General features: G+C 67.8%; 27 protein-coding genes and 2 pseudogenes. 19 read left to right on the top strand and 10 right to left on the bottom strand.

All coding sequences use genetic code 11. The annotated features are described in order from the left end of the window. Positions 1-109: 109 nt before the first annotated feature. Together G6N33_RS02140 and G6N33_RS02135 are read right to left on the bottom strand one after the other, a co-directional pair. Entirely contained in the window at positions 110-1,672 is a 1,563-nt protein-coding gene (locus G6N33_RS02140) for a long-chain-fatty-acid--CoA ligase (RefSeq protein WP_044511130.1), read from the bottom strand. Positions 1,673-1,889: 217 nt separating this feature from the next. After that, positions 1,890-2,819: a LysR family transcriptional regulator gene (locus G6N33_RS02135; protein WP_044511132.1), complete on the bottom strand. Its 930-nt coding sequence runs from the start codon at positions 2,817-2,819 to the stop codon at positions 1,890-1,892. Positions 2,820-2,922: 103 nt separating this feature from the next. Here G6N33_RS02135 and G6N33_RS02130 point away from each other — a divergent pair, with 103 nt between their 5' ends. The 3 genes from G6N33_RS02130 to G6N33_RS02120 all read left to right on the top strand — a co-directional run bounded on the left by G6N33_RS02130 (position 2,923) and on the right by G6N33_RS02120 (position 5,506). Next, complete coding sequence (locus G6N33_RS02130; protein ID WP_044511134.1) at positions 2,923-3,711, top strand: SDR family NAD(P)-dependent oxidoreductase; 789 nt, start codon at positions 2,923-2,925, stop codon at positions 3,709-3,711. Positions 3,712-3,728: 17 nt separating this feature from the next. Further along, positions 3,729-4,661 carry a catalase family peroxidase gene (locus G6N33_RS02125; protein WP_044511136.1) on the top strand — a complete coding sequence of 311 codons (933 nt, stop codon included), beginning with the start codon at positions 3,729-3,731 and terminating at the stop codon, positions 4,659-4,661. A gap of 77 nt (positions 4,662-4,738) precedes the next feature. After that, on the top strand, positions 4,739-5,506 hold the full coding sequence (locus G6N33_RS02120; RefSeq protein ID WP_044513230.1) for a sulfite exporter TauE/SafE family protein: 768 nt from the start codon (positions 4,739-4,741) through the stop codon (positions 5,504-5,506). Here the strand turns inward: G6N33_RS02120 and G6N33_RS02115 are convergent, their stop codons facing one another. Both G6N33_RS02115 and G6N33_RS02110 read right to left on the bottom strand, forming a co-directional pair. After that, complete coding sequence (locus G6N33_RS02115; protein ID WP_044511138.1) at positions 5,507-6,601, bottom strand: glutamate--cysteine ligase 2; 1,095 nt, start codon at positions 6,599-6,601, stop codon at positions 5,507-5,509. It lies immediately after the preceding gene. 52 nt (positions 6,602-6,653) lie between these two features. Beyond that, entirely contained in the window at positions 6,654-7,037 is a 384-nt protein-coding gene (locus G6N33_RS02110; protein ID WP_044511141.1) for an anti-sigma factor antagonist, read from the bottom strand. A gap of 203 nt (positions 7,038-7,240) precedes the next feature. Between G6N33_RS02110 and G6N33_RS02105 the strand changes: the two genes are divergently transcribed. After that, positions 7,241-7,861, top strand: coding sequence for a TetR/AcrR family transcriptional regulator (locus G6N33_RS02105; protein ID WP_044511144.1), 621 nt, complete (start codon positions 7,241-7,243; stop codon positions 7,859-7,861). An 18-nt stretch (positions 7,862-7,879) separates the two neighbouring features. On the opposite strand, the gene G6N33_RS02100 is transcribed toward G6N33_RS02105, so the two are convergent. Together G6N33_RS02100 and G6N33_RS02095 are read right to left on the bottom strand one after the other, a co-directional pair. Further along, complete coding sequence (locus G6N33_RS02100; protein WP_044511147.1) at positions 7,880-8,545, bottom strand: DedA family protein; 666 nt, start codon at positions 8,543-8,545, stop codon at positions 7,880-7,882. 95 nt (positions 8,546-8,640) lie between these two features. Then, positions 8,641-9,483 (bottom strand): annotated as a pseudogene (locus tag G6N33_RS02095) (SGNH/GDSL hydrolase family protein); the annotation flags it as partial. A gap of 70 nt (positions 9,484-9,553) precedes the next feature. Here G6N33_RS02095 and G6N33_RS02090 point away from each other — a divergent pair. The 3 genes from G6N33_RS02090 to G6N33_RS27300 are packed head-to-tail and all read left to right on the top strand — an operon-like array spanning position 9,554 to position 12,274. After that, the gene (locus tag G6N33_RS02090; RefSeq protein ID WP_044511149.1) at positions 9,554-11,206 is read left to right on the top strand and encodes an acyl-CoA synthetase; all 1,653 of its coding nucleotides are present in this window, start codon (positions 9,554-9,556) and stop codon (positions 11,204-11,206) included. A 4-nt stretch (positions 11,207-11,210) separates the two neighbouring features. Then, complete coding sequence (locus G6N33_RS27305) at positions 11,211-11,696, top strand: permease (protein ID WP_232069458.1); 486 nt, start codon at positions 11,211-11,213, stop codon at positions 11,694-11,696. A gap of 8 nt (positions 11,697-11,704) precedes the next feature. Beyond that, a complete protein-coding gene (locus G6N33_RS27300) occupies positions 11,705-12,274 on the top strand; it encodes a hypothetical protein (protein ID WP_232069457.1) in 570 nt (189 codons plus the stop codon). A 126-nt stretch (positions 12,275-12,400) separates the two neighbouring features. Here the strand turns inward: G6N33_RS27300 and G6N33_RS02080 are convergent, their stop codons facing one another. After that, complete coding sequence (locus G6N33_RS02080; RefSeq protein WP_044511153.1) at positions 12,401-13,111, bottom strand: TetR/AcrR family transcriptional regulator; 711 nt, start codon at positions 13,109-13,111, stop codon at positions 12,401-12,403. A gap of 86 nt (positions 13,112-13,197) precedes the next feature. Next, positions 13,198-13,398 (bottom strand): annotated as a pseudogene (locus G6N33_RS02075) (SAM-dependent methyltransferase); the annotation flags it as partial. A 55-nt stretch (positions 13,399-13,453) separates the two neighbouring features. On the opposite strand from G6N33_RS02075, the gene G6N33_RS02070 reads away from it, so the two are divergent. The 4 genes from G6N33_RS02070 to G6N33_RS02055 are packed head-to-tail and all read left to right on the top strand — an operon-like array spanning position 13,454 to position 15,929. Then, positions 13,454-14,158, top strand: a complete 705-nt coding sequence (locus G6N33_RS02070) for a helix-turn-helix transcriptional regulator (protein WP_044511157.1) — start codon at positions 13,454-13,456, stop codon at positions 14,156-14,158. Then, positions 14,155-14,580: a membrane protein gene (locus tag G6N33_RS02065; RefSeq protein WP_044511159.1), complete on the top strand. Its 426-nt coding sequence runs from the start codon at positions 14,155-14,157 to the stop codon at positions 14,578-14,580. Before G6N33_RS02070 ends, G6N33_RS02065 begins: the two co-directional genes overlap by 4 nt. A gap of 18 nt (positions 14,581-14,598) precedes the next feature. Continuing rightward, positions 14,599-14,946, top strand: a complete 348-nt coding sequence (locus G6N33_RS02060) for a cupin domain-containing protein (protein ID WP_044511161.1) — start codon at positions 14,599-14,601, stop codon at positions 14,944-14,946. Between the two features lie 5 nt (positions 14,947-14,951). Next, a complete protein-coding gene (locus G6N33_RS02055) occupies positions 14,952-15,929 on the top strand; it encodes an NAD(P)H-dependent flavin oxidoreductase (RefSeq protein WP_101528220.1) in 978 nt (325 codons plus the stop codon). Here G6N33_RS02055 and G6N33_RS02050 read toward each other — a convergent pair. Next, positions 15,911-16,411 carry a DUF1990 family protein gene (locus tag G6N33_RS02050; protein ID WP_044511166.1) on the bottom strand — a complete coding sequence of 167 codons (501 nt, stop codon included), beginning with the start codon at positions 16,409-16,411 and terminating at the stop codon, positions 15,911-15,913. The genes G6N33_RS02055 and G6N33_RS02050 overlap by 19 nt on opposite strands. 57 nt (positions 16,412-16,468) lie before the next feature. On the opposite strand from G6N33_RS02050, the gene G6N33_RS02045 reads away from it, so the two are divergent. From G6N33_RS02045 to G6N33_RS02010, 8 genes are all read left to right on the top strand, one after another. Then, positions 16,469-17,344 (top strand): aldo/keto reductase, encoded by an 876-nt coding sequence (locus tag G6N33_RS02045; protein ID WP_044511168.1) that lies wholly within the window; start codon positions 16,469-16,471, stop codon positions 17,342-17,344. A gap of 24 nt (positions 17,345-17,368) precedes the next feature. After that, a complete protein-coding gene (locus tag G6N33_RS02040; protein WP_044513233.1) occupies positions 17,369-17,992 on the top strand; it encodes a PaaI family thioesterase in 624 nt (207 codons plus the stop codon). 152 nt (positions 17,993-18,144) lie between these two features. Beyond that, on the top strand, positions 18,145-20,199 hold the full coding sequence (gene thrS / locus G6N33_RS02035) for a threonine--tRNA ligase (protein WP_101528219.1): 2,055 nt from the start codon (positions 18,145-18,147) through the stop codon (positions 20,197-20,199). Beyond that, the gene (locus tag G6N33_RS02030; protein ID WP_044511172.1) at positions 20,192-20,773 is read left to right on the top strand and encodes an HIT family protein; all 582 of its coding nucleotides are present in this window, start codon (positions 20,192-20,194) and stop codon (positions 20,771-20,773) included. Before thrS ends, G6N33_RS02030 begins: the two co-directional genes overlap by 8 nt. Positions 20,774-20,798: 25 nt before the next feature. Next, positions 20,799-21,464 carry a phosphatidylinositol phosphate synthase gene (gene pgsA / locus G6N33_RS02025; protein WP_044511173.1) on the top strand — a complete coding sequence of 222 codons (666 nt, stop codon included), beginning with the start codon at positions 20,799-20,801 and terminating at the stop codon, positions 21,462-21,464. Between the two features lie 44 nt (positions 21,465-21,508). Then, entirely contained in the window at positions 21,509-22,423 is a 915-nt protein-coding gene (locus G6N33_RS02020; protein WP_101528238.1) for a phosphatidylinositol mannoside acyltransferase, read from the top strand. Continuing rightward, entirely contained in the window at positions 22,423-23,547 is a 1,125-nt protein-coding gene (locus G6N33_RS02015; protein WP_044511175.1) for a glycosyltransferase family 4 protein, read from the top strand. Before G6N33_RS02020 ends, G6N33_RS02015 begins: the two co-directional genes overlap by 1 nt. Further along, a complete protein-coding gene (locus tag G6N33_RS02010) occupies positions 23,547-24,575 on the top strand; it encodes an NUDIX hydrolase (RefSeq protein WP_101528218.1) in 1,029 nt (342 codons plus the stop codon). The genes G6N33_RS02015 and G6N33_RS02010 overlap by 1 nt, the downstream gene beginning before the upstream one ends. A 1-nt stretch (position 24,576) precedes the next feature. Here G6N33_RS02010 and G6N33_RS02005 read toward each other — a convergent pair whose 3' ends face one another. Next, entirely contained in the window at positions 24,577-25,779 is a 1,203-nt protein-coding gene (locus G6N33_RS02005) for a PE family protein (RefSeq protein ID WP_049919274.1), read from the bottom strand. Positions 25,780-25,783: the final 4 nt, after the last annotated feature.

Below are 25,783 nucleotides of genomic sequence, written 5' to 3'. Positions count from 1 at the left end.
CTGAATGTGTTCGCGGAGAATCGATATCGGGTCGAGGAGCAGGCTATAACACGGCCGGTCCGCGGCCCGAGGCGACGTCGATATTCTTACCGGATTCGGACAACCGCCGTCACACCTTGCGGGCGCGGTCCTTCCAATAGGGTTCGCGAAGCTGGTTTTTGAGGATCTTACCGCTCGCGTTGCGGGGCAGTTCGTCGACGAAGTCGACCGTGCGGGGGCATTTGTAGCTGGCCAGGTGCCCGCGGCAGAACTCGATGATCTCGGCGGGTTCGACCTCGGCGCTGGCCACCACGATGGCCTTGACCGATTCTCCCCAGTGCTCGTCGGGAACGCCGATGATGGCGGCATCGGTGATCAGTGGATGCTCCTGCAGCACGCTTTCCACCTCGGGCCCGTACACGTTCTCCCCGCCGGTGATGATCATGTCCTTGAGCCGGTCCTCGATGAACAGATAGCCCTCGGCGTCAATGCGTCCGATGTCGCCCGTGCGCAGCCAATCGCCGGCGGTGATGGTCTCGGCGGTCGCCTCGGGCCGATTCAGATAGCCGATCATGCGCTGATCGCTGCGCACCCAGATCTCGCCGGCCTCCCCGTTGGGGACCTGCTCACCCGTGTCTGGATCCACGATGCGAATGTCATTGCCTGGGGCGGCCTTTCCCGCCGACATCAGCAGCTCTGGACGCCTGGAATTACGGTGGTCTTCGGCATCCAGGGCGGTGATCGCCCCGCACAGCTCGGTCTGGCCGTACACCTGGATGAAATTGATCCCCGGCCAGGCCTCGAGCGCTCGCTGCAACAACGGCAGCGGCATTGGCGCCGCGCCGTACACCAGGTACCGCAGGCTTGACAGCGCGCCGATTCCCACCTCCCCGGCGTCCAGGAACCGGGCGATCACCGGGGGCACCAAAAAGGCATGCGTCACACCGCTTTTCAAGGCGCCGATCAGCGTGGCGGCGTCGGGTTCGCGCGTCAAGAATGTCGGGACGCCCGCCCGGATACCGAAGAACGCATAGGCGATCCCACCCACGTGGAACAGGGGCATGGCGACCAGGTTCGCGTCGCCTTCGGCGAACGGAAACGGCCCAGAGAGGTTGATGATGTGGTTGACCAGCGCGCGCTGCGTCAGCAAGACACCTTTCGGGCGTCCGGTGGTGCCCGAGCTGTAGATCGTCAGGGCCGCGTCGGTATCGGCGACGTCAGGATCGGGCATGACCGGATCCGCCGCCCCTAGCAGCCCTTCGTACTCGTCCTCATCGCCGCCGACCACGATAATGCGCTCCACGCCAGGCACTTTGGTACGGATCGCGTCGAGGGCGGGTCGCAGCTCGGCACCCACCAGAAGCACCCGGGCGCCGCTGTCGTTGAGTACGTGGGCGAGTTCGTCGCCGATGACCCGCCAGTTCACGATCGTGGCCACCGCACCGATCGAGGTGGCCGCCAGCAGGGCCTCCAGACAGGCGGGGTGGTTCTTGTCCAGGAAGGCCACCACCTGGCCGCGCTGCAGGCCGGCGTTTCGCAAGAGTCCGGCGGTCCGTCGGATCCGCGCCGCCCACTGCGCCCACGACCACTGCTGCCCGCCGTAGTGCAGGGCGATGGCGTCGGGGCGCCGCTGCCCGTGCAGCTCGACCATTCCGACGAGCGTCCGCGTGGTGCTGACGTCGGTTGCTGGCATGAGTCCTCCGCTCTCCAAGCCGGCGTTCGGCGAGTTCAGTCAAAATCAAGGCTAGTCACCTTGTTTACCACTGGGGCCGGTGAGAGCGGGCGCCTTCTGACTGCGAGCAAAGCGGTCATAGCCGAATTTGCCGCGCGCACAACTGATCGGCAGTGCGGCAAACGGCCGTGCCGACTCGCCACCTATTGCGCCACGACAGTATTAGCTCAAGCCTCGATCAGGCGGTCGCCAACGTGATTCTCGTCCGGTACGGGTCGGTGAACGGCAGCCAGGCCTCGTCGAGGTCCGGAATCTCGGCGTCAGCCGTCAATGCATCGATCACGGCACGCACGGTTTCGCGGTTCTCATTGCGGCGCCACACCAGCGACCACGTCCAAAACGGTGTCGGCCCGGTGATCGGGCGCTGCACGAGGTCTGCCGGCACGACGGCGCTTTGCGCCTTCGGCGAGCACAGCACCGGCCGGCCCAAGCGCCGGACGTGTTCGAAAAACATTGGAGCCGCCAGGCCTCCGTCGCTGATGCGCACTGTGCGAGCCCCAGTCTCTCTGGCGAATTGCTCGCCGTACCGGTTCCACGAGAACCAGCTGCCGGAGTCGGCGTCGAGTAGCACGATGGTGTCGGACGCCTCCACCGGCGACGCGTCCGAACCGACGCTCACCGCATGGAGTTGATCGGCGCCAATCAGATGCGCGTTCAGGCCGTGCCGATCCAGATCCGAGGACCGTACGCCGCAGATCGCCAGGTCGACGCCGCCCTCGGCGACGCGGGCGACCTGGGCGTGCGACGGCAGCACCCAGGTGTCGATATGGACCTTGGCCACCGCCGCCGTCCGGTCGGCCAAATCCGCAGGCAGCCAGTGTGCATAGCCGACCCGGACGGGCTCGGCCAATGACAGCCCGATTGCCGACCGGCGCAACTGATCCGCTTGATCCAGCAGAATACGAGCCGACGGAAGCAGCGCCGCACCGGTCGCAGTCAGGGTCACAGAGCGGCGATCGCGGTCGAACAAGCGCACCCTAAGATCACGCTCGAGAACCTTGATCTGCTGTGAAAGCGACGGTCCGGCAATGCATAACCGCTTGGCGGCACGACCGAAGTTCAGCTCTTCGGCGACGGCAACGAAATAACGAAGGTGACGCAACTCCACATCGAGAATGCTAATGCGGCACTAGGAGTCGTGGCCTCACAGAATCCTTTTGACAACATGTGTAACCATTGCTGAGCAAATCCGGCGGTGAAGGAATTAGTCGATGGTCGACGTTGATCGTGCCCGTGCTCGGACGTTCGTCGTAACGGGAGCGGCGTCGGGTATCGGCCTGGCCACAGCGCGGCGGCTGCTGGCCGAAGGCGCCACCGTCATTGGCGCAGACCTGCAAACCCCACCGGCCCTGGGTTCGGAGTTTCACCACGTCGCGGCCGACGTGACCGACGAAGCCCAAATTCAAGCCGTTTTTGCGGCGGTGCCTGGCCGCCTCGACGGGGTCTTTCACGCCGCCGGCGTCGCGGGCGGCGGACCCGTGCATTTGCTGGAGCGCGCGGAATGGGACCGGGTGATCGGGATCAATCTCACCGGCACCTTTTTGGTGGCCAAAGCGGCGCTGGCCACGATGATCCAGCAGGACCGGGTCGACGGCGAACGCGGTTCGATCGTGACGGTAGCCAGTATCGAGGGATTGGAGGGCACCGCGGGCGGCAGTTCGTACAACGCCGCAAAGGGCGGAGTTGTGCTGCTGACTAAGAACATTGCGCTCGATTACGGTCCGAGCGGTATCCGAGCCAACGTGATCTGCCCCGGTTTCATCGATACGCCGATGGCGCAGAGCGTGTTCGGCCTGCCCGGCATGGCGGGTCCGCTGGCCTCGATCACCGAGGAACACGCGCTACAGCGGCTCGGCCGTGCCGAGGAGGTCGCCGCCGTGGCCGCGTTCCTGCTGTCGCGCGACGCGTCGTTCGTCAGCGGCCAGGCCATTGCCGTCGACGGGGGCTATACCGCGGGTCGCGATCACGGTGTGGTCAAACTCTTCGGCTTTCCGACATAGCGCCCTAAGATTCGCCCATGGTGACTCCTGATGAGGCGATCGAGGCGATCCGAGGTACCGGGGGAGCGCAGCCGGGCGCTCGTGCCTTGCATGCGAAAGGGACGCTGTATCGGGGCACGTTTACCGCCAGCCCGGGTGCCGCGGAACTTTCCCGCGCGCGACATCTGGATGGCTCGGCGGTTCCGGCGCTGATCCGCTTCTCCAATGGGTCCGGCGACCCGGCACAACCCGACGGCGCGCCCGGCGTGCGTGGAATGGCGGTAAAGCTCACCCTGCCCGACGGCTCCACCACGGACGTATCCACCCAGACCGCGCGGCTGTTCGTCTCCGGCAGGCCGGAAGGCTTCGTCGACCTCCTCAAGGCGATGCGACCGGGGCCGACGATGCCGCTGCGGCTGACCAAGTACTTCCTCACGCATCCGCGGGTGCTCGGGGCGTTGCCGGTGCTGCGCGACGCTAACAAGGTGCCGGCCAGCTACGCGACCATCGAATACCATGGCCTGCACGCCTTTCGCTGGATCAGCGCCGACGGCAACGCCAGATTCGTTCGCTATCACATGATTCCGGCCGCCGGTGTGAGCTATTTGTCGGGCGCGGCCGCGCCCGATCTAAGCCCAGACTTTTTGACCGACGAGCTGAAAACCCGTCTGGCACAAGGACCGGTCGGGTTCGACTATCGGGTGCAGATCGCCGGACCGCATGATTCGACGGTCGACCCGTCGGTGCCGTGGCGCGGCACCGAGACCGTCACCGTCGGCAGGCTGGACATCACCGGCCTGGACACCGAACGCGAACACGGCGGCGACATCGTGGTATTCGACCCGATGCGCGTCACCGACGGCATCGAACCGTCCGACGACCCGGTGCTGCGCTTCCGCAGCCTTGCCTACTCGGCCTCGGTGCAGCTGCGCACCGGTGTGGCCCGCGGCTCCGAAGCGCCGCCGGTCTGACGTAGCGGCGCTGCGCGGCACGACTGTCGGCGTCACGGCGTGGCCGACTAGTGTTTTTCAAAGTGTTGGCTTCCCACATCGCTTTGATCGGCTCGGCCGGGTTCGCCGCCGGCATCATCAATGCCCTAGTCGGATCGGGCACACTGATCACCTTTCCGACGCTGGTCGCGTTGGGCTATCCGCCCGTGGTTTCGACCATGTCGAATGCGGTCGGTCTGGTCGCCGGTGGCGTATCGGGGACGTGGGGTTACCGCGCCGAGCTGGACGGCCAGTGGGGCCGGCTGCGCTGGCAGATACCGGCCTCGGTGGCCGGTGCGGTGCTGGGCGCCTTCTTGCTGCTGCATCTGCCCGAGACGGTGTTCATCATGGTGGTGCCGGTGCTGCTGGTGTCGGCCCTGTTGTTGGTGGTGGCCGGGCCGCGAATCCAGTCCTGGGCGCGCCGCCGGGCCGAAGCCCAGGGCCGGTCGGCCGATCATGTGTCCCGGACCCGAATGGCCGTCCTGGTGCTGGGCACTTTCGCCGTCGGTGTCTACGGCGGCTATTTCACCGCCGCCCAGGGCATCTTGTTTGTCGGCATCATGGGCGCGCTGCTGCCGGAATCGATCCAGCGGATGAACGCCGCCAAGAATCTGTTGGCGTTGGTGGTCAATATCGTTGCGGCCGTTGGTTATACGTTGGTGGCATTCGACCGGATCAGTTGGCCGGTCGCCGGCATCACCGCGGCCAGCTCGCTGGTGGGCGGCTGGGTTGGCGCCCGTTACGGGCGCCGGCTGTCGCCCAACGCGCTGCGCTTCACCATCGTGGTGGTCGGCGCGGTGGGCCTGTATCGCCTGTTCGCGGTGTAGTCAGCTTCGGGTGGCGGTCGCGGCGGCGGCGATGACCTCGAGCATGTTGCCGCGCTGCTGCCACAGCCGGCGCTGCCGCATCGCGCCGTTGCCCTCCGTCAGCAGGCGGTCGAGTTCGGCGGTGACTCGGTCGTATTCGCCGAGTTGCTCCAGCGCCGGGCGCACCCTCTGCACCAACGCGTCCAGCTGCTGGCGCGCCGGCACGGCGCCATAGTCGTGCACCGAATCCAGCAACTGGCCCGCCAGGCCCTCGTGGGCGGCCTTCCAGTACGCCGCGCGCAGCGCCGCCGGCGGCAACCGGCCCCCGTCGTCGCCGCGGCCCAGCGAGTCCAGCGCCGTCATAACGGCGGCCCGGATCAGGGTAGCCAGCAACACCGTTTCGTCGACCGTTGCCGGTACGTCGGCCACCCGAACCTCGACCGTCGGGAAGTTCGCCGACGGCCGCACATCCCAATAGATCATCTTCTGATCGAGGATCACGCCGCTGTCGATCAGCATGCGCACGGTGTTGTCGTACTGCTCGGGGGAGGCGAAGAACGGGGGTGCACCGGCCGCCGGCCAGCGCCGCCACAGGATGCTGCGCCAACTCGCGTAGCCGGTGTCGGTATTGCGGTAGAGCGCCGAATTCGCCGACAGCGCAAGTAAAGTCGGCAGCCACGGCCGCAGCCAGTTGCTGACCTTGAGAGCGGCCGCGCGGCCGGGCACCTCGACGTGCACATGGCAGCCGCAGATGCCCTGCTCGTGGGCAACCATCCCGTACTCGGCGCCGATCCGCAGGTAACGCTCGGTCTCGGTGACCGGGAATTCGTGCGGGGTGACCGGCGGCAGGCCCAACGCCAGCAAGCGGACCCCGCTGGCCTCGGCGGCCTGCGCCGCGGTGCGCCGCAAACTGCGCAGTTCCTCGCCGAGTTCCATGCTCGACGTGGCCACACCCGAGGTGGTTTCGACCTGGCAGCTGCTCAGCTCGAGCTGAAGGTCGACGCCTCGGCGGTTGGCCTCCGCGGCCACCTCGTTGTTGCGCGGAGCAGGTTCACCGGTGTCTGGGTCGACGAGCAGAAACTCTTCCTCCACGCCGAAGCTGGGTATCTGATGCATCCAGCCCCATCAACCTTTCGACCCGGCGCGCCGACGGTGACGCAATGCGGCGCTACCGCGCCAGGGCGGAGTCGACGCTGGGGTAGACCGGCAACTTGGCGCCGAGCCCGCACGCGTCGACAAGCCGGGCAACCACCGGCTGCCGGCTGACCAGCCGCAGTTCGACCTCGCGCCGGCGGCAGTCGTCGGCCTGTTCGGCGAGCACCGCGAAAGCGCAGCACGCCATGAAGTCAAGACCGGTGACGTCGACGATCAACGGTCCCGGGGCTTCGACGGCCCGGGCCGCCTCGCCGATCAGATGGCGCCAGGTGGTTTCGTTGCAGGCGTCGACCTCACCGCCCGCATAAATCACCGCCGCGGCGCCCCGGCGGTCCGTGGTGGCGCGCAGCGTGCTGTGCGGGTCACCGAGCTCATAGACCAGCCTGGTGCTGAGCATCAGGGGCGGATCCGATGTTGGTGGTGAAGAGTCGGTGAGCATTGTCATGGGGGACTCCTAATCGACCGGCGCCACTGGCGCCGCGATGGATGTCCGTCCTGGTGTCTGAAGACAGACTTTCCGCGTGAGTGCGGATCTCCTTTGTATAACGAGACAGGGTGGTCTGTCTACATGCGCCGGTTAAGAGTAGCGTGAGTGCAAATATGACCACCTTCGATGTCGCGCCGGCCGCTCCCTCCGCCCGTGAACGGATCCTTAGCGTCGCATATGAGCTGTTCAGCCGGCGTGGCATCGGTGCGGTCGGCACTCACGAGGTGATCGAGCGGGCCGGGGTGGCCAAGGCAACGTTGTACCGGCATTTCGCCACGAAAAACGACCTCGTGCTGGCCGTGCTGCAGCGCCGCGAGCAGATCTGGACGCACGGGTTGATCGAGGCGCAGTCCGAACGCCGCGCCGAGAGCCCCGAACAACAGTTGCTGGCGATCTTCGACGTGCTGCACGAGTGGTTTCAGCACCGGGACGGCTACGAGGGCTGCTCGTTCATCAACGTGCTCCTCGAGTTGGGCCCCGACCACCCGGCCGGGCAGGCCTGCATCACACACATCGACCACGTGCGCGACATCGTGCGCCGCCGTGCTCTCGCGGCGGGCCTCACCGACGTCGAGGACTTCGCGTCGTCCTGGCACATCCTGATGAAGGGCGCCATCATCCTGGCCGCGGTCGGGGATCTGCAGGCCGCCCGACGCGCGCAGAAGATGGCGGTGGCGTTGATCGAGCAGCACCGTCCGGTCGCGGTCGCCGAGATCGGCGAGGCGGCCGGCTAGCGGTACCGCCCAGAGTCGTCAGACGGCGTCGGCCGTCGGGGTCCCGGACTTGCGCTCGTGTTCGGCCTCGAGTTCGGCGATCGCGCGGGAGGTCCGCTCCCGCAGCAGAAGTGCTGCGGTGCCGCCGATCACGATCGCGATGACGAGCGCGATCCAGGAGAACCGCTCCAGCCACCGTTCGGCGGCAATCCCGGCGAAGTAGACCGCCGCGGTGGTGCCGCCTGCCCAGCAGATGGCACCGCACACGTTGGCCGCTAGGAAGCGCTGGTAGTGCATCTTCAACGCCCCGGCCAGCGGGCCGGCGAAGATCCGCAGCAGCGCGATGAAGCGGCCGAAGAACACCGCCCGGATCCCCCAGCGGTCGAACAAGCGCTCAGCCAGCATCACGTGCCCCGGCCCGAAGTGCCGGGGGAAGCGTCGGCCCAGCTTGTCGAAGAGGGACATGCCGAACCGGCGTCCGATCGAGTAGCCGATCGAATCGCCGACCACCGCACCGATCACCGCGGCGGCGCCGACGCCCACCGGGTTGACGGCGAGATCGTGGTGAGACGACATCAGCGCCGCACTCACCAGAATGATCTCGCCGGGAAGTGGCACGCCGAGGCTCTCCAACCCGACCACACCTCCGACCACGAGGTACACCGCCAGCGGCGGGATGGACTGCAGCAAAGCCTCCGCATTCATGGGTCAAGGATGCCTGACCGGTGTGGGCTCCGCGCCGCAATCTCGGCGGCAATCTCGGCTGCGGTGCCCGCCGCACTGCCTTGCATCGGTGCGCCATCGCGGGTGCCGCGGTGGGCGGCCACCGGCGCCAACTGCGGACGTTTCGGCGACCGACCGTCGGCCGCCGAGAGCCCGCGCATCCGCCGCCACACCCACGGAAAGAAGTTGTCCTGCGTCCAGCGCAGCCGGCCGTAGGCGCCGTCGGCGATGGACAGCTGTGTGGGATTGGGATGCGCGGCCGCCCAATCATGGCTGCTGTCAGGGAGATTCAGGGCTTCGGCCGCTGCCGCCGCGAACAGGATGTGGCCCTTGGGGGAGGCGTGCACGCGGTCAAAGCTCCAGGTATCCCAGTCCCGCATCGAGGCCGCGTTGTACAGGTCGACCAGCCGGAAGTCGTAGCGTCGGGCGGCGACGGTGATCGCGTGGTTCATCCGGGCCAATCGCTTGGCCACGATGCGTCCGAACGGCAGGAACTGCGCGACGTTCGGGAAGGTGGTGGTCACCACCGTCGCACCCGATCGGGCGAGCGCCGCATAGACGTAATCAAGCTCGGCCAGGGCCCGCGGAAACGACCATCCCGGCGCAATGACGTCGTTCATCCCGGCGCACACGGTGATCAGATCCGGCTTCATCGCCAACGCCTGGGGAACCTGCTCGGTCAACACCTCGCCCAACCGCTTGCCGCGCAGGGCGAGGTTGGCATACAGCAGACCCGGGTACAGGGCCTCGAGCATCTCGGCCAGCCGGTCGGCGAACCCCTGCAGACCAACGACGTCGTCGCCGTCCCAGAGACCTTCGGTCTGGCTGTCTCCGATGGCAACGTACCGGGAGTATCGGGCCTGACGAACGCCGCGCACGATGCCGAGACTAATCGCGATCGGAATCCCGATGCGTGACATCGGCCACCGAAATAACTGTTGTAGCGTGAATTTCGCCGCACCCTCCGGTGGGCCGGCACGAGGAGATTCAGTGGAATTCAATCTCGCCCAAGTATTTTCGGCGGTGGCCGCGGCCAACCCCGACCGCGACTGTATCGTCTTCGGACACCGACGATTCACTTTCTCGCAAACTGATCGGCGCGCCCGCCGATTCGCCCGGGCGCTGAACTCCTGGGGACTCGGCGCACGTCGGGAACGCAGCGAGCTCGCGCCACACGAGTCGGGGCAGAGCCACCTCGGGGTGTACCTGGCTAACTGCAATGAATTCCTCGAGGCCATGCTCGGTGCATACCTGGCGCGGGTGGCCCCGTTCAACGTCAACTACCGTTACGTCGCGGACGAATTGGTCTATTTGCTCGGCAATGCCGGCGCGGAGGCGGTGATCTACCAGGCCCGGTTCGCCCCGACCCTGGCCGAGGCGCTGACGCGCTCGCAGCTGCCGGCGATGCGGCTGATCCACGTCGACGATGAGTCCGGCAACGACCCGGTGCCCGGCGCGGTGCGCTACGAGGAACTGTTGGCGTCGAGCTCCGAAGAGCCGCTGGGCCTCACCCCGTCACCCGACGATCTCTACGTGCTCTACACCGGCGGCACCACCGGGATGCCCAAGGCGGTGCTGTGGCGCCAGCACGACATCTACCTCAACGCCATGGGCGGACGGGCCTTCGGCAGTGGCGAGACGGTCACCAGCCTGGCGGAGATCGTCGAGCGGTCGCGCCTCGACGCGCCGGGTGCCATGACGTGTGCGCCGCTGATGCACGGCGCCGCTCAGTGGGCCGCGTTCATCAGCCTGTGTAGTGGCCGCCCGTTCGTGATGGCCCCGACGACCACTCATTTCGACCCGGCCGAAGCCTGGGCGTTGGCCAGCCGGGAGCGGGTGGCGTCGCTGTCGTTCGTCGGCGACGCCTTCGGCCGGCCGCTGCTCGACGCGCTCGAGGCCGGCGACTACGACCTGTCCGGGCTGTTGGGGGTCGTCACCGGGGGAGCCGCGCTGAGCGCACCGCTCAAGCAGCGCTTCGTCGAGCTGCTGCCGCAGCTGACCATCCTCGACGCGGGTGGCTCGTCGGAGTCCGGCGCCCAGATGGGCCAGGTCTGCAGCCGGCAGCAGGGCCCTAGCGGCAGGTTCGCCCCGAACCCCGGCGCGGTGGTGGTCAGCGCGGACCTGACCCGGATTCTGTCCCCGGGCGACGACGAAATCGGGTGGCTGGCCCAGCAGGGCCTGATACCGCTGGGGTACCTCGGCGATCCGGAGAAGACCGCCCGCACCTTCCCGGTGATCGAGGGCATCCGCCATTCGGTGCCGGGCGATCGCGCGCGCTGGCACGCCGACGGCCAGATCGAGCTGCTGGGCCGGGATGCGGTGACGATCAATTCCGGCGGCGAGAAAATCTTCGCCGAGGAGGTGGAGGCGGCGATCGCCGAGCACCCCGCGGTGTACGACGTGGTGGTGACGAGCCGGCCCAGTGCGCGGTGGACCAACGAGGTGGTGGCGGTCGTGGCGTTGGCCGACGGTGTGGAGGTCCCGCAGCAGGACATGGCCGAGGACATCATCGCCGAGGCCGCTCGCCACCTGGCGCGCTACAAGCTGCCGAAGGCGATCGTCTTCCGCGATCGGCTGCAACGCTCACCGTCCGGCAAGGCCGATTATCGATGGGCAAAAGAACAAGCCGCACAGGGCGTTTGAGACCATGTCATCGAGTTCCGCGCGGGCGCACCGCGCAAACGTCGCGCTGGGGGCGCTGCTCGTGTTGGGCGTGTTCGCCCTCGGGCTGCTCTGGGCGAAATGGACGCCGTACCTGTCCAAGGCGCTCACCGCCCAACGGACACATCATTGGTCGGGGTCGAGCATCCTCGCCGTCGGCGGCGTGCGCGCCGGCGACGGTCCAAGCTGGCGCGCCGCCACCACGTTTTTTCACGCGTACGTTGTGTCGATCTGGCCGGCACTGGTGGTGGCCCTGCTGATCAGTGCCTCGGTGCAGGCCCTGCTGCCGCAATCGTGGCTGCCGCGTCTGTTGAACCGGCGGCGGCTGATCACCAGCGGACTGGCGGCTGGAGTCGCGAGCCTGCCGTCGATGATGTGCACCTGTTGTGCCGCGCCGGTCGCCGTAACGTTGCGGCGGGCGGCGTCACCCGCGCCGCCGCCATGGCGTACTGGCTCGGGAATCCGTTACTGAATCCCGCGGTGCTGGTTTTCCTCTTCTTCGTCGCGCCCTGGCAGTGGACGCTGACCCGGGCGGCCATCGGCGTCGTCACGGTGATCGGTGTCGCGGTGGGGGTCGGACTGGTCACCGACGGACGCGCGGCCGCGCCACCGCAGCCCGACGCGATGGGGCCACCCGACGACGAATCTCGGGGTGCCGCAAAAAGATTCGTACGTGCACTGACGTGTTTGTGCCTGATCCTGTTGCCCGAGTATGCAATCCTGGTGCTCGCGGTCGGCGCGTTTCGCGGCTGGCTGCTCACCCTGACCGCACCGTCGCACCAGAGCCTGCTGATCGTCCTGCTCGTCGCGATCGTCGGCACGCTGATCGTCATTCCCACCGCGGCGGAGATCCCGATCCTGCAAAGCCTGGCGCTGCTGGGCGTTTCGTCGGGCACGCTCGGCGCGCTGCTGATCACCCTTCCGGCCATCAGCGTGCCCGGTGCCGCGATGGTCGTCCGCAGCTTCGGCTGGAAAGCCATCGCGACCGCGACCGTCGCGGTGATCGCGGCCGGAGTATTGGGCGCTGCGCTGCTGAGCGCACTACCGTGAATCCTGCTGGCCGGGCTGACGCTGCATGTGCAGTGAGTGGCCGAAATCTCGCTATAGCACCAGTTTTCGGCGAACGACGCGCCATCGCCGGGCTGCGGGGCAAGCCGCCGTCGCCAACTACCTCGGCTACCTCGGCGCGTCCGATCGGGTGATCGCGGAGAGACTGGCCCGCGCCGGGCGGACGCTCGACGAGTGGTAAATGCTGGCCAGCCAGATGTGCACCAGCATGTCGATGACGCGGTCCTCGCGGATCGCCGGCTCCTCGGCGGTGAACGTCGCGGCCATCACCCGCTCGCTCAACATGTTCAGGGCGACGGACAGGTCCGCGGCCGGGACCGTGTGCGGGGCGGCACCCCGCGCGCGCTCGGCGCTGATGGCGACGGAGGTGAACGAAATCCACTGCTGCATCAGCGTCGCCCAAGCCTGCCGTACTTCGGGGTTGGTGGCCTTGGCCGCCGCACCGGCCACGGCCACGGCGCGGTGGGATCCGGACACCTCGAAGAACGCCTCGATGCGGTCGCGCCACTGCGTCTCCGGGTCGACGGAAAGGTTGGCGCGCAACGCGTTCATCGCCGCGTACGCCGTGTTGCTCAGCTGGTCCAGCAGGGACAGCACAACGGCGTTCTTGGACGGGAAGTAGAAGTAGAAGGTTGGCCGGGAGATCCCGGCGCCCCGGGCCAGATCGTCGACGGAGAAGTCGGCCAGCGGGCGCTGCGCCAGCAGTCGTTCGGCGGCGGACAGGATGGCCTGTTTGCGGTCGTCGCCCGCGTGCTGCGACGAGCGGCGGCGGCGGCGGGAGGCATGCGCGTACCCGGTGTTCGTCGAGGGGTCGGACACGGCACATACCCTTGAGCACACCGATAGATGCCAGGGAAATGGGCGATGAAAAGCAGCAATAATGTCGATTAAGTCGCCGCGCCCGGCGGTTTCCGGGTGAGCGTCGCGGCGGCGGTCCGGCCGAGTCTCGGTGCCAGCCCGAACACCTCGGCGTCGGTGACATCGGCGCCGGCCAGCAGGGTGTGGGGGAGATCGGCGCCGCCGAGACGCAGGACGCGTTTGCCGAGCCGCGCTACCGGCCAGTGTCCTTGGACGCTGTCGTCGGCGCGACCGGGCATGGCAGCCATGGGAATACCCGTCCCTTCCTATTTTTCACAACCGTGATTGTGTAAACTTCCGCGCATGTCGAACGTTAGCGGACGGTCCCGCCGGGCGGGGCCGGACGGGGCCGCTTCCGAGCCGGGGGAGGCCGCGAACCGGCGTCGCGAGGTGCTGCGGACGCTGCGTGTCTCTGCGGAGCCGTTGACCATTCTCGCGATCGCGGACGCGCTCGGGGTACACCCCAACACCGTCCGTTTCCATCTCGACAGCCTGGTCGGTGCCGGCCAGGTGGAACAGGTTGGGCCGGGCCGCAAGGGGCCGGGCCGGCCGCCGCTGATGTTCCGGGCGGTTCGGCAGATGGACCGGGGCGGGACACGGCACTACCAGGTGCTCGCCGAGATCCTGACCGCCGCGCTGGCCGGTGAGAAAGACCCCGGTGCCAAGGCGATGGCCGCCGGCCGGGCGTGGGGGTTACAACTCGACCCGGCCGCCGCATCGGAGGCGCCCGACAGCTCGGAGCGGGCCATCGGCCGGCTGATGGCGCTGCTCGAGCGGCTCGGCTTTGCGCCGGAGCGTCGTCACGAGACCGGTGAGCAGCAGGTCGGCTTGCGGCACTGCCCGTTCTTGGAGATCGCCGAAAACCGAAGCGGGGTCGTGTGTTCCGTGCACCTCGGCCTGATGCAAGGAGTTCTGCAGAGCTGGGCGGCCCCGGTCACCGTCGAGCGCCTGGACGCCTTCGTGGAACCGGACCTGTGCCTGGCGCACTTAGGACAGGCCCGACGATGAGCACCGAAACCGCGGCCGCGGTCGCGATCACGTTCGTCTGGCTGGGCATGGTACTGGCGATCTCGTTTGTGGAAGCGCCGCTGAAATTCCGCGCGCCCAACGTCACGCTGCAGGTCGGGCTCGGCATCGGCCGACTGGTGTTCCGGGCGCTCAACACCATCGAGGTCGCCTTCGCCATTCTCCTGCTGGCACTCGCGCTGGACGGCCCGATGCCCAGTCGCGTCCTCATGGCGTTGGGCGTCGTGTTCGTCACGCTGGCCATCCAGCTGATCGCGGTGCGCCCGCGACTGACCCGCCGTTCGGACGCTGTGCTGGCCGGATCCGACGCGCCGCGGTCCCGGGCTCACTACGCCTACGTCGGTTTGGAGGTGGTCAAGACGGCGGCCCTGATCGTGGCGGGGATACTGCTATTGACCGCTTGAGCCGGAGAGGACGTACCGATGGAATCGATCTCGCTGACCAGCCTGGCCGCGGAGAAACTCGCCGAAGCCCGACAGTCACACAGCGGACGTGCCGCGCACACCATCCATGGCGGCCACAGCCATGAACTCCGGCAAACCGTGCTGGCCCTGCTGGCCGACCACGACCTGTCCGAGCACGACAGTCCGGGTGAGGCCACGTTGCAGGTGTTACAGGGGCACGTTCGCCTGACGACCGGCGACGACTCCTGGGACGGCAATAGCGGTGATTACCTGGCGATCCCGCCGCAACGGCACGCGCTGCACGCGGTGGAGGACTCGGTGGTGATCCTGACCGTGCTGAAAAGCATTCCCTCGCAATCGCATTGAGCGCCGTGCTAGCAACGCCCTGGTCGCGGCAATTCGGTCTGCGGGTGCCAATCGTCAACGCCCCGATGGGGGGCGTCGCGGGTGGCCGGCTGGCCACGGCGGTCAGCGCGGCCGGGGGCCTGGGCATGGTCGGCATGGGCAGCGTCGCGAACAGGGGACTGCTGGCCGCCCAGCTGCGCGACGTCGAGGGCAGATTCGGCATCGGGCTGGTGGACTGGGTGATGCGCAACGAGAAGGGGTTGCTCCAGGACGCGCTGGCGGCACGCCCGGCGCTGCTGTCGGTCAGTTTCGGCACCGACTGGTCCTGGGTCAGCCAGGCGCATGATGCCGGAATACCTACTGCCACACAGGTTTACGATGCCCAAGGGGCACGCCAGGCGGTCGACGCGGGGATCGACATCGTGGTCGCCCGCGGCGCCGAGGGTGGCGGGCACGGCGAAACCCGGCTCGGGACCCTGCCGCTGCTCGACGCGGTCTTGGACGCGGTGTCGGTGCCGGTCCTCGCGGGCGGCGGCATTGCCTCGGCGCGCAGCCTGGCCGCGGTGTTGGCCGCCGGTGCCAGCGGCGCCTGGGTGGGCACCCGGCTTTCGGCCTGCCCCGAGGCGCTGACCGGCGACGCGAGCCGCCGGGCGCTGATCGCCGCCCGGTCCACCGACACGGCAGTCACCCGGGCCTTCGACGTCGCCAGCGGGCTGCCGTGGCCGGCGCGATTCCCGTCCCGGGTGCTGGCCAACGACTTCGTCGCGCGCTGGACGGGCAACGAGGCGGCGCTCGACGCCCCGGCCTGCGACGAGCTGGCCGCCGCGATCGCCGCCGACGATCGCACCGTCGCGCCGGTCGACGCCGGGCAGGGGGTCGGCATGATCCGCGACGACGCCTCCGTGGCCGAGGTCATCGACGGAATGTGTTCGGGCGCAGCACGTCTACTCACCGGTTGGGGCGCATCGCAGCCCGGCTCAATCGGTCAGACTCCGCGCAGGTAGCGCTTGGCGATCACGCGCTGCGCCACCGACACCACCGGGTGACCGGCCTTGCTCCACCACGTCGCAGGCCGGGAGAATGCCGACACCTCCGCGAACACCGCGGAGGTGTGCGCGTCGATGCGCACGGCGAAGCGCTCCTCGCCGGATTCCGGATGGCCCGGCAGCGTGCCGTAGCCGAATCCGCGAATGTCGGGTTCATCGATGACGTAGACGACCCGACACGGCGCCGGCAGAAAACCCATGTGGACCAACACCACCGTGTCGACCGCCGCCACGTCGGAGCTGGCCTGCACCCGCAGCCCGGCGCCGCGTTGCATGCCCCAGCGCATGACGGCCCACGCGGCCCGCTCGAAACGCTCCCGGCCCGTTCCGATCTGCTTTTCCACGCGCAGATGGCCGTACCCGGCCGGCAGTTCGCCGGAGGCGGTGGCGCCCACCTCGGAGTAACTCAGCGGCAGTTCCTCGAGCGTTGCTAGGTCCACTCGCCCAGCTTGCCACGCCGAGATGCACAACCGGGCCAGCGGCGTACGGTCATAGGCGTGACTGCACAAAACTCGAAAACTGCCGCCGAAGCGTCCGGAACGTTCACCTTCGGCGGCGACCTGACCGTCAACCGTCTCGGCTTCGGGGCGATGCGCATCGTGGGTCAGGGTGTCTGGGGCCCGCCCGCCGATCGCGACGAATGCGTCCGAGTGTTGCGGCGCGCCGTCGAACTCGGAGTCAACTTTATCGACACCGCAGATTCCTACGGCCCCTATATCTCCGAGGAGATCATCCGCGAAGCGCTGTACCCCTACGACGGGCTGGTGATCGCGACCAAGGCCGGCTTCTTGCGGACCGGTCCGGATGTCTGGGTCGAAATGGGCTACCCGGCCTACCTGCGGCAGGAATGCGAGATGAGCCTGCGCCGCCTCGGCGTCGACACCATCGACCTGTTCCAGCTGCATCGCATCGACCCCAAGTGGCCACTGTCCGAGCAGCTGGGCGAACTCGTCAAGCTGAAGCAAGAAGGCAAGATCCGCCACATCGGGCTGTCGGAGATCAACGTCGACGAACTCAAGCAGGCGCTGCAGATCACCGAGATTGTGTCGGTGCAGAACATGTACAACCTGTCGGTCCGCAAGGCAGAGCCGCTGGTCGACTTCGCGACCGAGCAGGGGGTCGGCTTCATCCCGTGGTTCCCGCTGGCGGCCGGCCCGCTGGCCGCGCCCGACGGTCCGCTGCAGCGCATCGCCGACGAGCACCACGCGTCGCCGTCGCAGCTCGCGTTGGCCTGGTTGCTCAAGCGCTCGCCGGTGATGCTGCCGATTCCCGGCACGTCGAAGGTCAAGCACCTGGAGGAGAACGTGGCCGCCGCCGAGATCACGCTCAGCGACGACGAGTTCGAGACCCTGGCGGCTGCCGGAGCGCAGTAACCGGGCACCCAATACGGTGTTGTGGTGGCCGGCGACCAGCAGCAGCACCCCGGCGGGGGATTCAACCCGCCCGAACCGACGACCAAGGGCGGCCCGGACTACGGCCGGTTCATCGACGCGGTACGCAGGTTGCAAGATCACGCGCGGGCCGTCGACGCGCCCGACGACGTCATCACCGAGGCGGCCGACACGCTGGAAAAGCTCTCGGCGCTGTTGAGTCCGTATGACGCCGACGAGTGGACCTCGCCGTCGGGTCGCCGGATGGACCTGCCGGTGCGGGGCAACATCCTCACCGTCCCGATCGAGTCCCGCAAGACCGAGGCCGGGCGCATCGAGGGCAGTGCCCGGTTCGCCCGCTTCCACCTGGGCCGCAACGGCGCGGTGCATGGTGGTTCGCTGGGAATGTTGTTCGACACCGTCCTCGGCCTCACCGCCTCGGTGCTCACCGGCAGCCCCCGTCAGCGCACCGCATACCTGAAGATCAACTACCGCAACATCGTGCCGATCGAAAAAGAGCTGCAGTTCGACGCCGGCGTCGATCGGGTCGACGGCCGCAAGATCTTCGTGTCCGGCAGGTTGACCGACGGGGACACGTTGCTGACCGAGGCCGACGCCCTGTTCGTGAAGCTCAAACCCGGCCAACCCTGATGGCCCTGACGGCTTGGTCCGGTGGGGGCGGGCCCCGATAGCATGGCCTTGATTAATCCAGGATTAATCCAGGATCAATCCCGGGTCACGCCAGCATCGATCCGGATCTACTCGCCGACCGCCCCTCACCTCTACCTTTGGAGACCAGCCCGATGAGCGCCGCCGCCCAACCCGCACCAGCAGCCCCGATCCGGGTTCCTGCCGGGACTACGGCGGCCGCCGCGGTCGCAGAGGCGGGTCTGCCGCGGCGGGGAACGCCGGACGCGATCGTGGTGGTCCGCGACGCCGCCGGCCAGCTGCGCGATCTGAGCTGGACGCCCGACGTCGACACCGAGGTCGTGCCGATCGCCGCCAACACCGACGCGGGCCGCAGCGTCATTCGGCATTCCACCGCGCACGTGCTGGCCCAGGCCGTCCAGGATCTTTTCCCGCACGCCAAATTGGGTATCGGGCCGCCGATCGCCGACGGGTTCTACTACGACTTCGACGTGGCCGAGCCGTTCACCCCGGAGGACCTGACCAAGCTGGAAAAGCGGATGCGCCAGATCGTCAAGGACGGGCAGCTGTTCGACCGGCGGGTCTATGCGTCCAAGGACGCCGCGCGCGCCGAACTGGCCGACGAGCCCTACAAGCTCGAACTCGTCGATGACAAGTCCGGTGACCCTGACGTGATGGAGGTCGGTGGCGACGAGCTCACCGCCTACGACAACCTCAATCCCCGTACCCGGGAACGGGTTTGGGGTGACTTGTGCCGCGGTCCACACATCCCCACCACCAAGCACATCCCGGCGTTCACGCTGACCCGGAGCTCGGCCGCCTACTGGCGCGGCGACCAGAACAACGCCAGTCTGCAACGCATCTACGGTACCGCCTGGGAGTCGCAGGAGGCGCTCGACAAACATCTCGAGCTCATCGAGGAGGCCCAGCGCCGCGATCACCGCAAGCTGGGTGTGGAGCTGGACCTGTTCAGCTTTCCCGACGAAATCGGTTCCGGCCTCGCGGTTTTCCACCCCAAGGGCGGCATCATCCGCCGCGAGCTGGAGGAGTACTCCCGCCGCAAGCACATCGAGGCCGGATACGAGTTCGTCAACACCCCGCACATCACCAAGGAGCAGCTGTACATCACGTCGGGTCACCTCGAGTGGTACGCCGACGGCATGTACCCACCCATGCATCTCGACGCGGAGTTCAACGCCGACGGGACGGTGCGCAAACCCGGGCAGGACTACTACCTCAAGCCGATGAACTGCCCGATGCATCACCTGATCTACCGGTCCCGCGGCCGGTCCTATCGCGAGCTTCCGTTGCGGCTCTTCGAGTTCGGCAGCGTGTACCGCTACGAGAAGTCGGGCGTCGTGCACGGACTCACCCGGGTCCGGGGCATGACGCAGGATGACGCCCACATCTACTGCACGCGCGAGCAGATGCGTGACGAGCTGGCCTCGCTGCTGCGGTTCGTGCTCGACCTGCTCGCCGACTACGGCCTGGACGACTTCTACCTCGAGCTGTCCACCAAGGATCCGGAAAAGTACTCCGGCTCCGATGAGATGTGGGACGAGGCAACCGAAGTGCTGCGGGAGGTGGCCGAGGATTCCGGGTTGCACTTTGTTCCCGATCCCGGTGGCGCGGCGTTCTACGGCCCGAAAATCTCGGTCCAGGTTAAGGACGCGCTGGGGCGGAGCTGGCAGATGTCGACGATCCAGCTCGACTTCAACATGCCCGATCGGTTCGAGCTGGAATACACCGCCTCCGATGGGTCGCGGCAGCGCCCGGTGCTCATCCACCGCGCGCTGTTCGGCTCGATCGAGCGATTCTTCGGCATCCTGACCGAGCACTACGCGGGTGCCTTCCCCGCGTGGCTGGCACCGGTTCAGGTGGTCGGCATCCCGGTTGCCGATGACCACGTCCCCTACCTGGAAAGGGTTGCGGCACAACTGAAATCGCGCGGCGTTCGGGTGGAGGTCGACACCAGCGACGACCGGATGGCGAAGAAGATCGTCAACCACACCAACCTGCGCGTGCCGTTCATGCTGCTGGCCGGTGACCGCGACGTGGAGGCCGGGGCGATCAGCTTCCGGTTCGGCGACCGCACCCAGATCAACGGGGTGCCCGTCGACGCGGCCGTCGATGCCATCGTGGGTTGGATCGCCGATCGCGAAAACGTCGCTCCGAGTGCAGAACTGGTGAAGGTGACCGGCGGTGAGTGAGCAGGAAAGCGGCGAGCGCGGCGAGGACACCATCCTCGACAGGGGTGTCGGCGAACGCGACCACCTGCAGCGGCTGTGGACGCCGTACCGGATGACGTATCTGGCCGAAGCGCCGATGAAGCGCGACCCCAATTCGTCGGGCAAGACCGAGCAGCCGTTCACCGACATCCCGCAGCTGCCCGACGAAGACGGCCTGGTGGTCGCGCGCGGCGAGCTGGTCTACGCCGTGCTCAACCTCTACCCGTACAACCCCGGGCACCTGATGGTGGTGCCGTATCGGCGGGTGTCGGAACTCGAGGACTTGACCGACGCGGAAAGCGCGGAGCTGATGGCCTTCATCCAGAAAGCGATTCGCGTCATCAAGAACGTGTCGCGGCCGCACGGCTTCAACGTCGGCCTCAATCTGGGGGCATCGGCGGGCGGATCGCTGGCCGAACATCTGCACGTGCACGTGGTGCCGCGCTGGGGTGGTGACGCGAACTTCATCACCATCGTCGGCGGTTCGAAGGTGATCCCGCAATTGCTGCGCGACACCCGCGAGCTGCTGGCCACCGAGTGGGCAAAACATCCGTGAGTCGCGGCACCGACGATGAGTGACGATGAGTAAGGCGCCGTTTTTGTCCCGGGCCGCGTTCGCCCGGTTGACCACCCCGACGGCCAGGGCGCTGCTGCGGGTGGGCCTGACGCCCGACGCGGTCACCATCCTGGGCACCATCGCGTCGGTGGCCGCAGCGGTGACCCTGTTCCCGATCGGCAAGCTGTTCGCCGGCGCGTGCGTGGTGTGGTTCTTCGTGCTGTTCGACATGGCCGACGGGGCGATGGCACGGGAACGTGGCGGCGGCACCCGATTCGGCGCGGTCCTCGACGCAACCTGCGACCGCATCAGCGACGGCGCGGTGTTCGGCGGGCTGTTGTGGTGGATCGTCTTCGGTCTGCATGACAAACCGCTGGCCATCGCGACGCTGATCTGCCTGGTGACCTCCCAGGTGATCTCCTACCTCAAGGCCCGGGCCGAAGCCAGCGGACTGCGCGGCGACGGCGGGCTGATCGAACGGCCCGAGCGGCTGATCATCGTGCTGGTCGGCGCCGGCATCTGTGACCTGCCGGGCATCGCCTGGCCGCCCGCGCTGCCCATCGCGATGTGGGTGCTGGCGGCCGCCAGCGTGGTCACCTGCATCCAACGGCTGCACACGGTGCGCACCTCGGCCGGGGCGCGGGAAACCCTGCCACCCCAGCCGGGCGGCGACGGGACGGAACGACCGTGATCGCTACCCCGTCCGGACTGAAAGCGCTTGCGGCGCCGGGCCGTATGGCCGGCCGCGTGCTGACCACCACCGCGACCGACTGGGCCTACGCCGCCGGCTGGATGGCGGTACGCACGGTACCGGAGTCCGCCGCGCGCAACGTGTTCGACGCCGGGGCGCGGTACGCGGCGCGCGGTGGCGGGCCCGTTCAACTGCGCAAGAACCTGGCCCGGGTGCTCGGTGTGCCGCCGGCACAGGTGCCGGACACCCTGATGCGCGAGGCGCTGGCGTCCTACGCCCGCTACTGGCGGGAGGCGTTCCGGTTGCCGTCGATGGACCACCGAGTCCTGGCCCGCCGGGTCGACGAGACCTTCCAGGGCGCCGACGTGCTCGACGCGGCCCTGGCCGAGGGGCGTGGTGCCGTGCTGGCATTGCCGCACAGCGGCAACTGGGACATGGCCGGGGTGTGGCTGGCCCAGACCCGCGGCACCTTCACCACCGTCGCCGAGCGGCTCAAACCCGAGTCGCTGTACCGGCGTTTCATCGCCTACCGGGAAAGCCTCGGCTTCGAAGTGCTGCCGTTGTCCGGCGGCGAGCGGCCGCCCTTTGAGGTGTTGTGTGAGCGGCTGCGCGCCAACCGGGCGGTCTGCCTGATGGCCGAGCGCGATCTCACCCGCACCGGTGTGCAAGTCGACTTCTTCGGCGAGCCCACCCGGATGCCGGCCGGGCCGGCCAAGCTCGCGATCGAGACCGGGGCCGCGCTGCTGCCAGCGCACTGCTGGAACGAGCCCCACGGCTGGCGGGTCTGGATCCAGTCGCCGCTGGACTGCTCCAGCGGCGACGTCGCGGCCATCACCCAGGCACTGGCCGACCGGTTCGCGGTCAACATCGCCGCCCACCCCGAAGACTGGCACATGCTGCAGCCGCAATGGCTGGCCGACCTGTCCGACGATCGACGTGCCCGGCTGGAGAACTCCTGATGCGGATCGGGATGGTCTGTCCGTACTCGTTCGACGTGCCGGGCGGGGTGCAATCGCATGTCCTGCAACTGGCGGAGGTGATGCGCGCCCGGGGCCACGAGGTCAGCGTGCTGGCGCCGGCCTCACCGCACGTCAGCCTGCCCGACTACGTCGTCTCGGCGGGCAAGGCCATCCCGATTCCCTACAACGGCTCGGTGGCGCGGCTGCAATTCAGTCCCGCCGTGCACGGTCGGGTCCGAAAATGGCTGATGCAAGGCGATTTCGATGTTCTGCACCTGCACGAGCCCAACGCCCCCAGCCTGTCCATGTGGGCGCTGCGGGTCGCCGAAGGTCCGATCGTGGCGACGTTTCACACCTCGACCACCAAATCGCTGACGTTGTCGGTGTTCCAGGGCGTGTTGCGGCCCTGGCACGAGAAGATCATCGGCCGCATCGCGGTCTCCGATCTGGCCCGGCGCTGGCAGATGGAAGCGCTCGGTTCCGACGCGGTGGAGATCCCCAACGGCGTCGACGTCCCGGCGTTGGCCGCCGCGCCGCGGCTGGACGGCTATCCGCGGCCCGGTAAGTCGGTGCTGTTCTTAGGTCGCTATGACGAACCGCGCAAGGGGATGGCGGTCCTGCTCGCGGCGCTGCCGCGGGTGGTGGAACACTTTCCCGACCTGCAGGTGCTGATCGTCGGTCACGGCGACGAAGACGAATTACGGGCCCAGGCAGGCGAATTGGCGCGGCACATGCGGTTCCTCGGGCTGGTCGATGATGCCGGTAAGGCGTCGGCAATGCGCAGCGCCGACGTCTACTGCGCACCTAACCTCGGTGGCGAGAGCTTCGGGATCGTGCTGGTGGAGGCGATGGCCGCTGGCACACCCGTGGTCGCCAGCGACCTGGATGCGTTTCGCCGCGTGCTGTGCGACGGCGAGGCCGGCCGGTTGGTGCCGGTCGGCGACGCCGCCGAGCTGGCCGCCGGGCTGATCGAAATGCTGAAAGACGACGGGCTGCGCGAACGTTACGTGGCGGCCGGCTCCGCGGCGGTCGCGCGCTACGACTGGTCGGTGGTGGCCAGCCAGATCATGCGGGTCTACGAAACCGTCGCCGGGTCCGGTGCCAAGGTCAAGGTGGCCAGCTGATGGTCTGGCTGGTCGCGCTCCTTGTCGTGCTGGTCACGGTGCTGGCGCTGATTGGCGTCTGGGCCGTCCGGACGGCTAACCGGTTGAATCGGCTCAACATCCGCTACGACCTGTCCTGGCAGGCCCTCGACGGCGCGCTGGCACGCCGCGCGGTGGTGGCGCGCGCAGTCGCGATCGACGCCTACCACGGGTCCGCGGCGGGTAACCGGCTGTCGGCGTTGGCCGACGCCGCCGAGCGGGCGCCCCGGCAGGCACGGGAGAATGCCGAGAACGAATTGTCGGCGGCGCTGGCGATGGTGGACCCGGCGTCGGTGCCGGCCGGGCTGATCGCCGAGCTGGCCGACGCGGAGGCCCGGCTGCTGCTGGCCCGCCGCTTCCACAACGACGCCGTCCGAGACACCCTGGCGCTGGCCGAGCGGCGCCCGGTGCGCGCCCTGCGTCTCGGTGGAACAGCAAAGCTACCAAGCTATTTCGAGATCGTCGAACGACCACACGCGCTCGCCGACTCGAGCCACGGCATGCCCAAACACCGCACCTCGGCACGGATCGTGTTGCTCGACCACAGCGGTGCCGTGCTGCTGCTGTGCGGCTCGGATCCGGCGATCGAGGACGGGCCCCGGTGGTGGATCACGATCGGCGGTGAGGTGGCGCCGGGTGAACGGCTGGTCGAGGCCGCGGTGCGAGAGCTGACCGAGGAGACCGGGTTGCAGGTCGCGCCGGCCGACATGGTGGGACCGATCTGGCGTCGCGACGAGGTCTTCGAGTTCAACGGCGCGCTGATCGACAGCGAGGAGTTCTTTTTCGTGTGCCGCACTCGACGGTTCGAGCCCTCCGTTGCCGGCCGCAGCGATCTGGAACGCCGCTACCTTCACGGCCACCGCTGGTGCGATGCGAACGACATCGCCGAACTGGAGGCCGCCGGCCAACCCGTGTACCCGCGCCAGCTGGCCGAGTTGCTCTCTGCCGCAATCGGATTGGCCGACAACGCCGCGACAGGGCGGCAACCGCAGCTGCAGTCCATCCGCTGAGCTAGAACCCGCTCGCCGCCCCGTGGACGACCAGCGGTGGCAATCCCGCGACCAGCGGAGTCGCAATGCCGGCCGTCGCGCCTTGCCCGGCGTAACCGGCAACACCGAGCGGGTTGAGTCCGGGCAGCAACCCCGGCGCATAGCCCAGATCCACGATCGGCTTGAGGAACGGTTGGAACAGGTCCGCCAAGGGGTTGCCGAGGATCGGCAGCATCCGCAACGGATCCAGCAGTGGCAGTTGGGCGGTGGGCATGAAATAAAACGTCAGGTTGCCGATCTGGTGCTCAATGGCGGTGGCGACTTGCGCGGCGGACAGGTAGGGCATCGTCGAGTGCAGATTCAGGTAGCCGAACAGTGCGTTGATGCTCGACGGCAGCCACAGCGGATGCAGCGGGAAGTCGGCGATGGCGTCGTACTGCAACGTGAAGATCGACGTCAAATAGGACGTCGTGAGTGGCGTCGGGAACCGGAAGCTGCCGAACCCCGGAATGAAATGCGTCAGAATGCCGCCCATCGGATTGTTCGGGTTCGCCAGCAGCACGAAGTTCAACAGGTCCGGATCCGGCCGCAGCGCCACCGGCAGGGCCTGCAGATAGCGCATCTCCAGGCTGGCGATCGTCGCACTCTGCGAATAGCCCACCACCACAACGCGATTCCCAGCGGCGGTCTCCGTCATGATCGCGTTGTTCAGCGTTGCGAACCCCGTGTACACCGACCTGCCGAAGGTTTGGCTGCCCAGGCCGGTGACCGGCCAGAACTCTTCCGGCGTATGCAAACTCACCAGCGTGTAGCCGGGATAGTTCTGGGCCAGATACGCCTGTTCGATCGACGTCATGTAGTGCAGATTCGGCGACGGATTCCCGGTGCCGCCCATGATCAATGCGATCTTGTTGGACGCCGTGGACGACTGCATGGCAGCGGCGTTGGATGCCTCGGTTTCGGCGTAGGCGTTCTTCGCGGTGATCAGGGTTTGCACGAACTGGTTGTGGAACAGCTCGGCCTGCGCGCTGAGCGTCTGATACTGCTGGGCCTGCGCGCCGAGCAGGGCCGCGGCACGCGCCGACACCGAATCCGTGGCCGGCGGCAGCACTGAAGTCGTCGGCCCAGCCGCGGCCGCGTTCGTCGCCTGCAGGCTCGCACCGATTCCCTGCAACTCCTCGGCCGCTGTCGCCATCGCGTCGGGATCGGTGATCACGAAGGTCATTCGG

Origin of the sequence: Mycobacterium simiae (assembly GCF_010727605.1) — a bacterium.
Classification (GTDB): domain Bacteria; phylum Actinomycetota; class Actinomycetes; order Mycobacteriales; family Mycobacteriaceae; genus Mycobacterium; species Mycobacterium simiae.
This window is presented reverse-complemented; position numbering and strand designations above follow the sequence as displayed.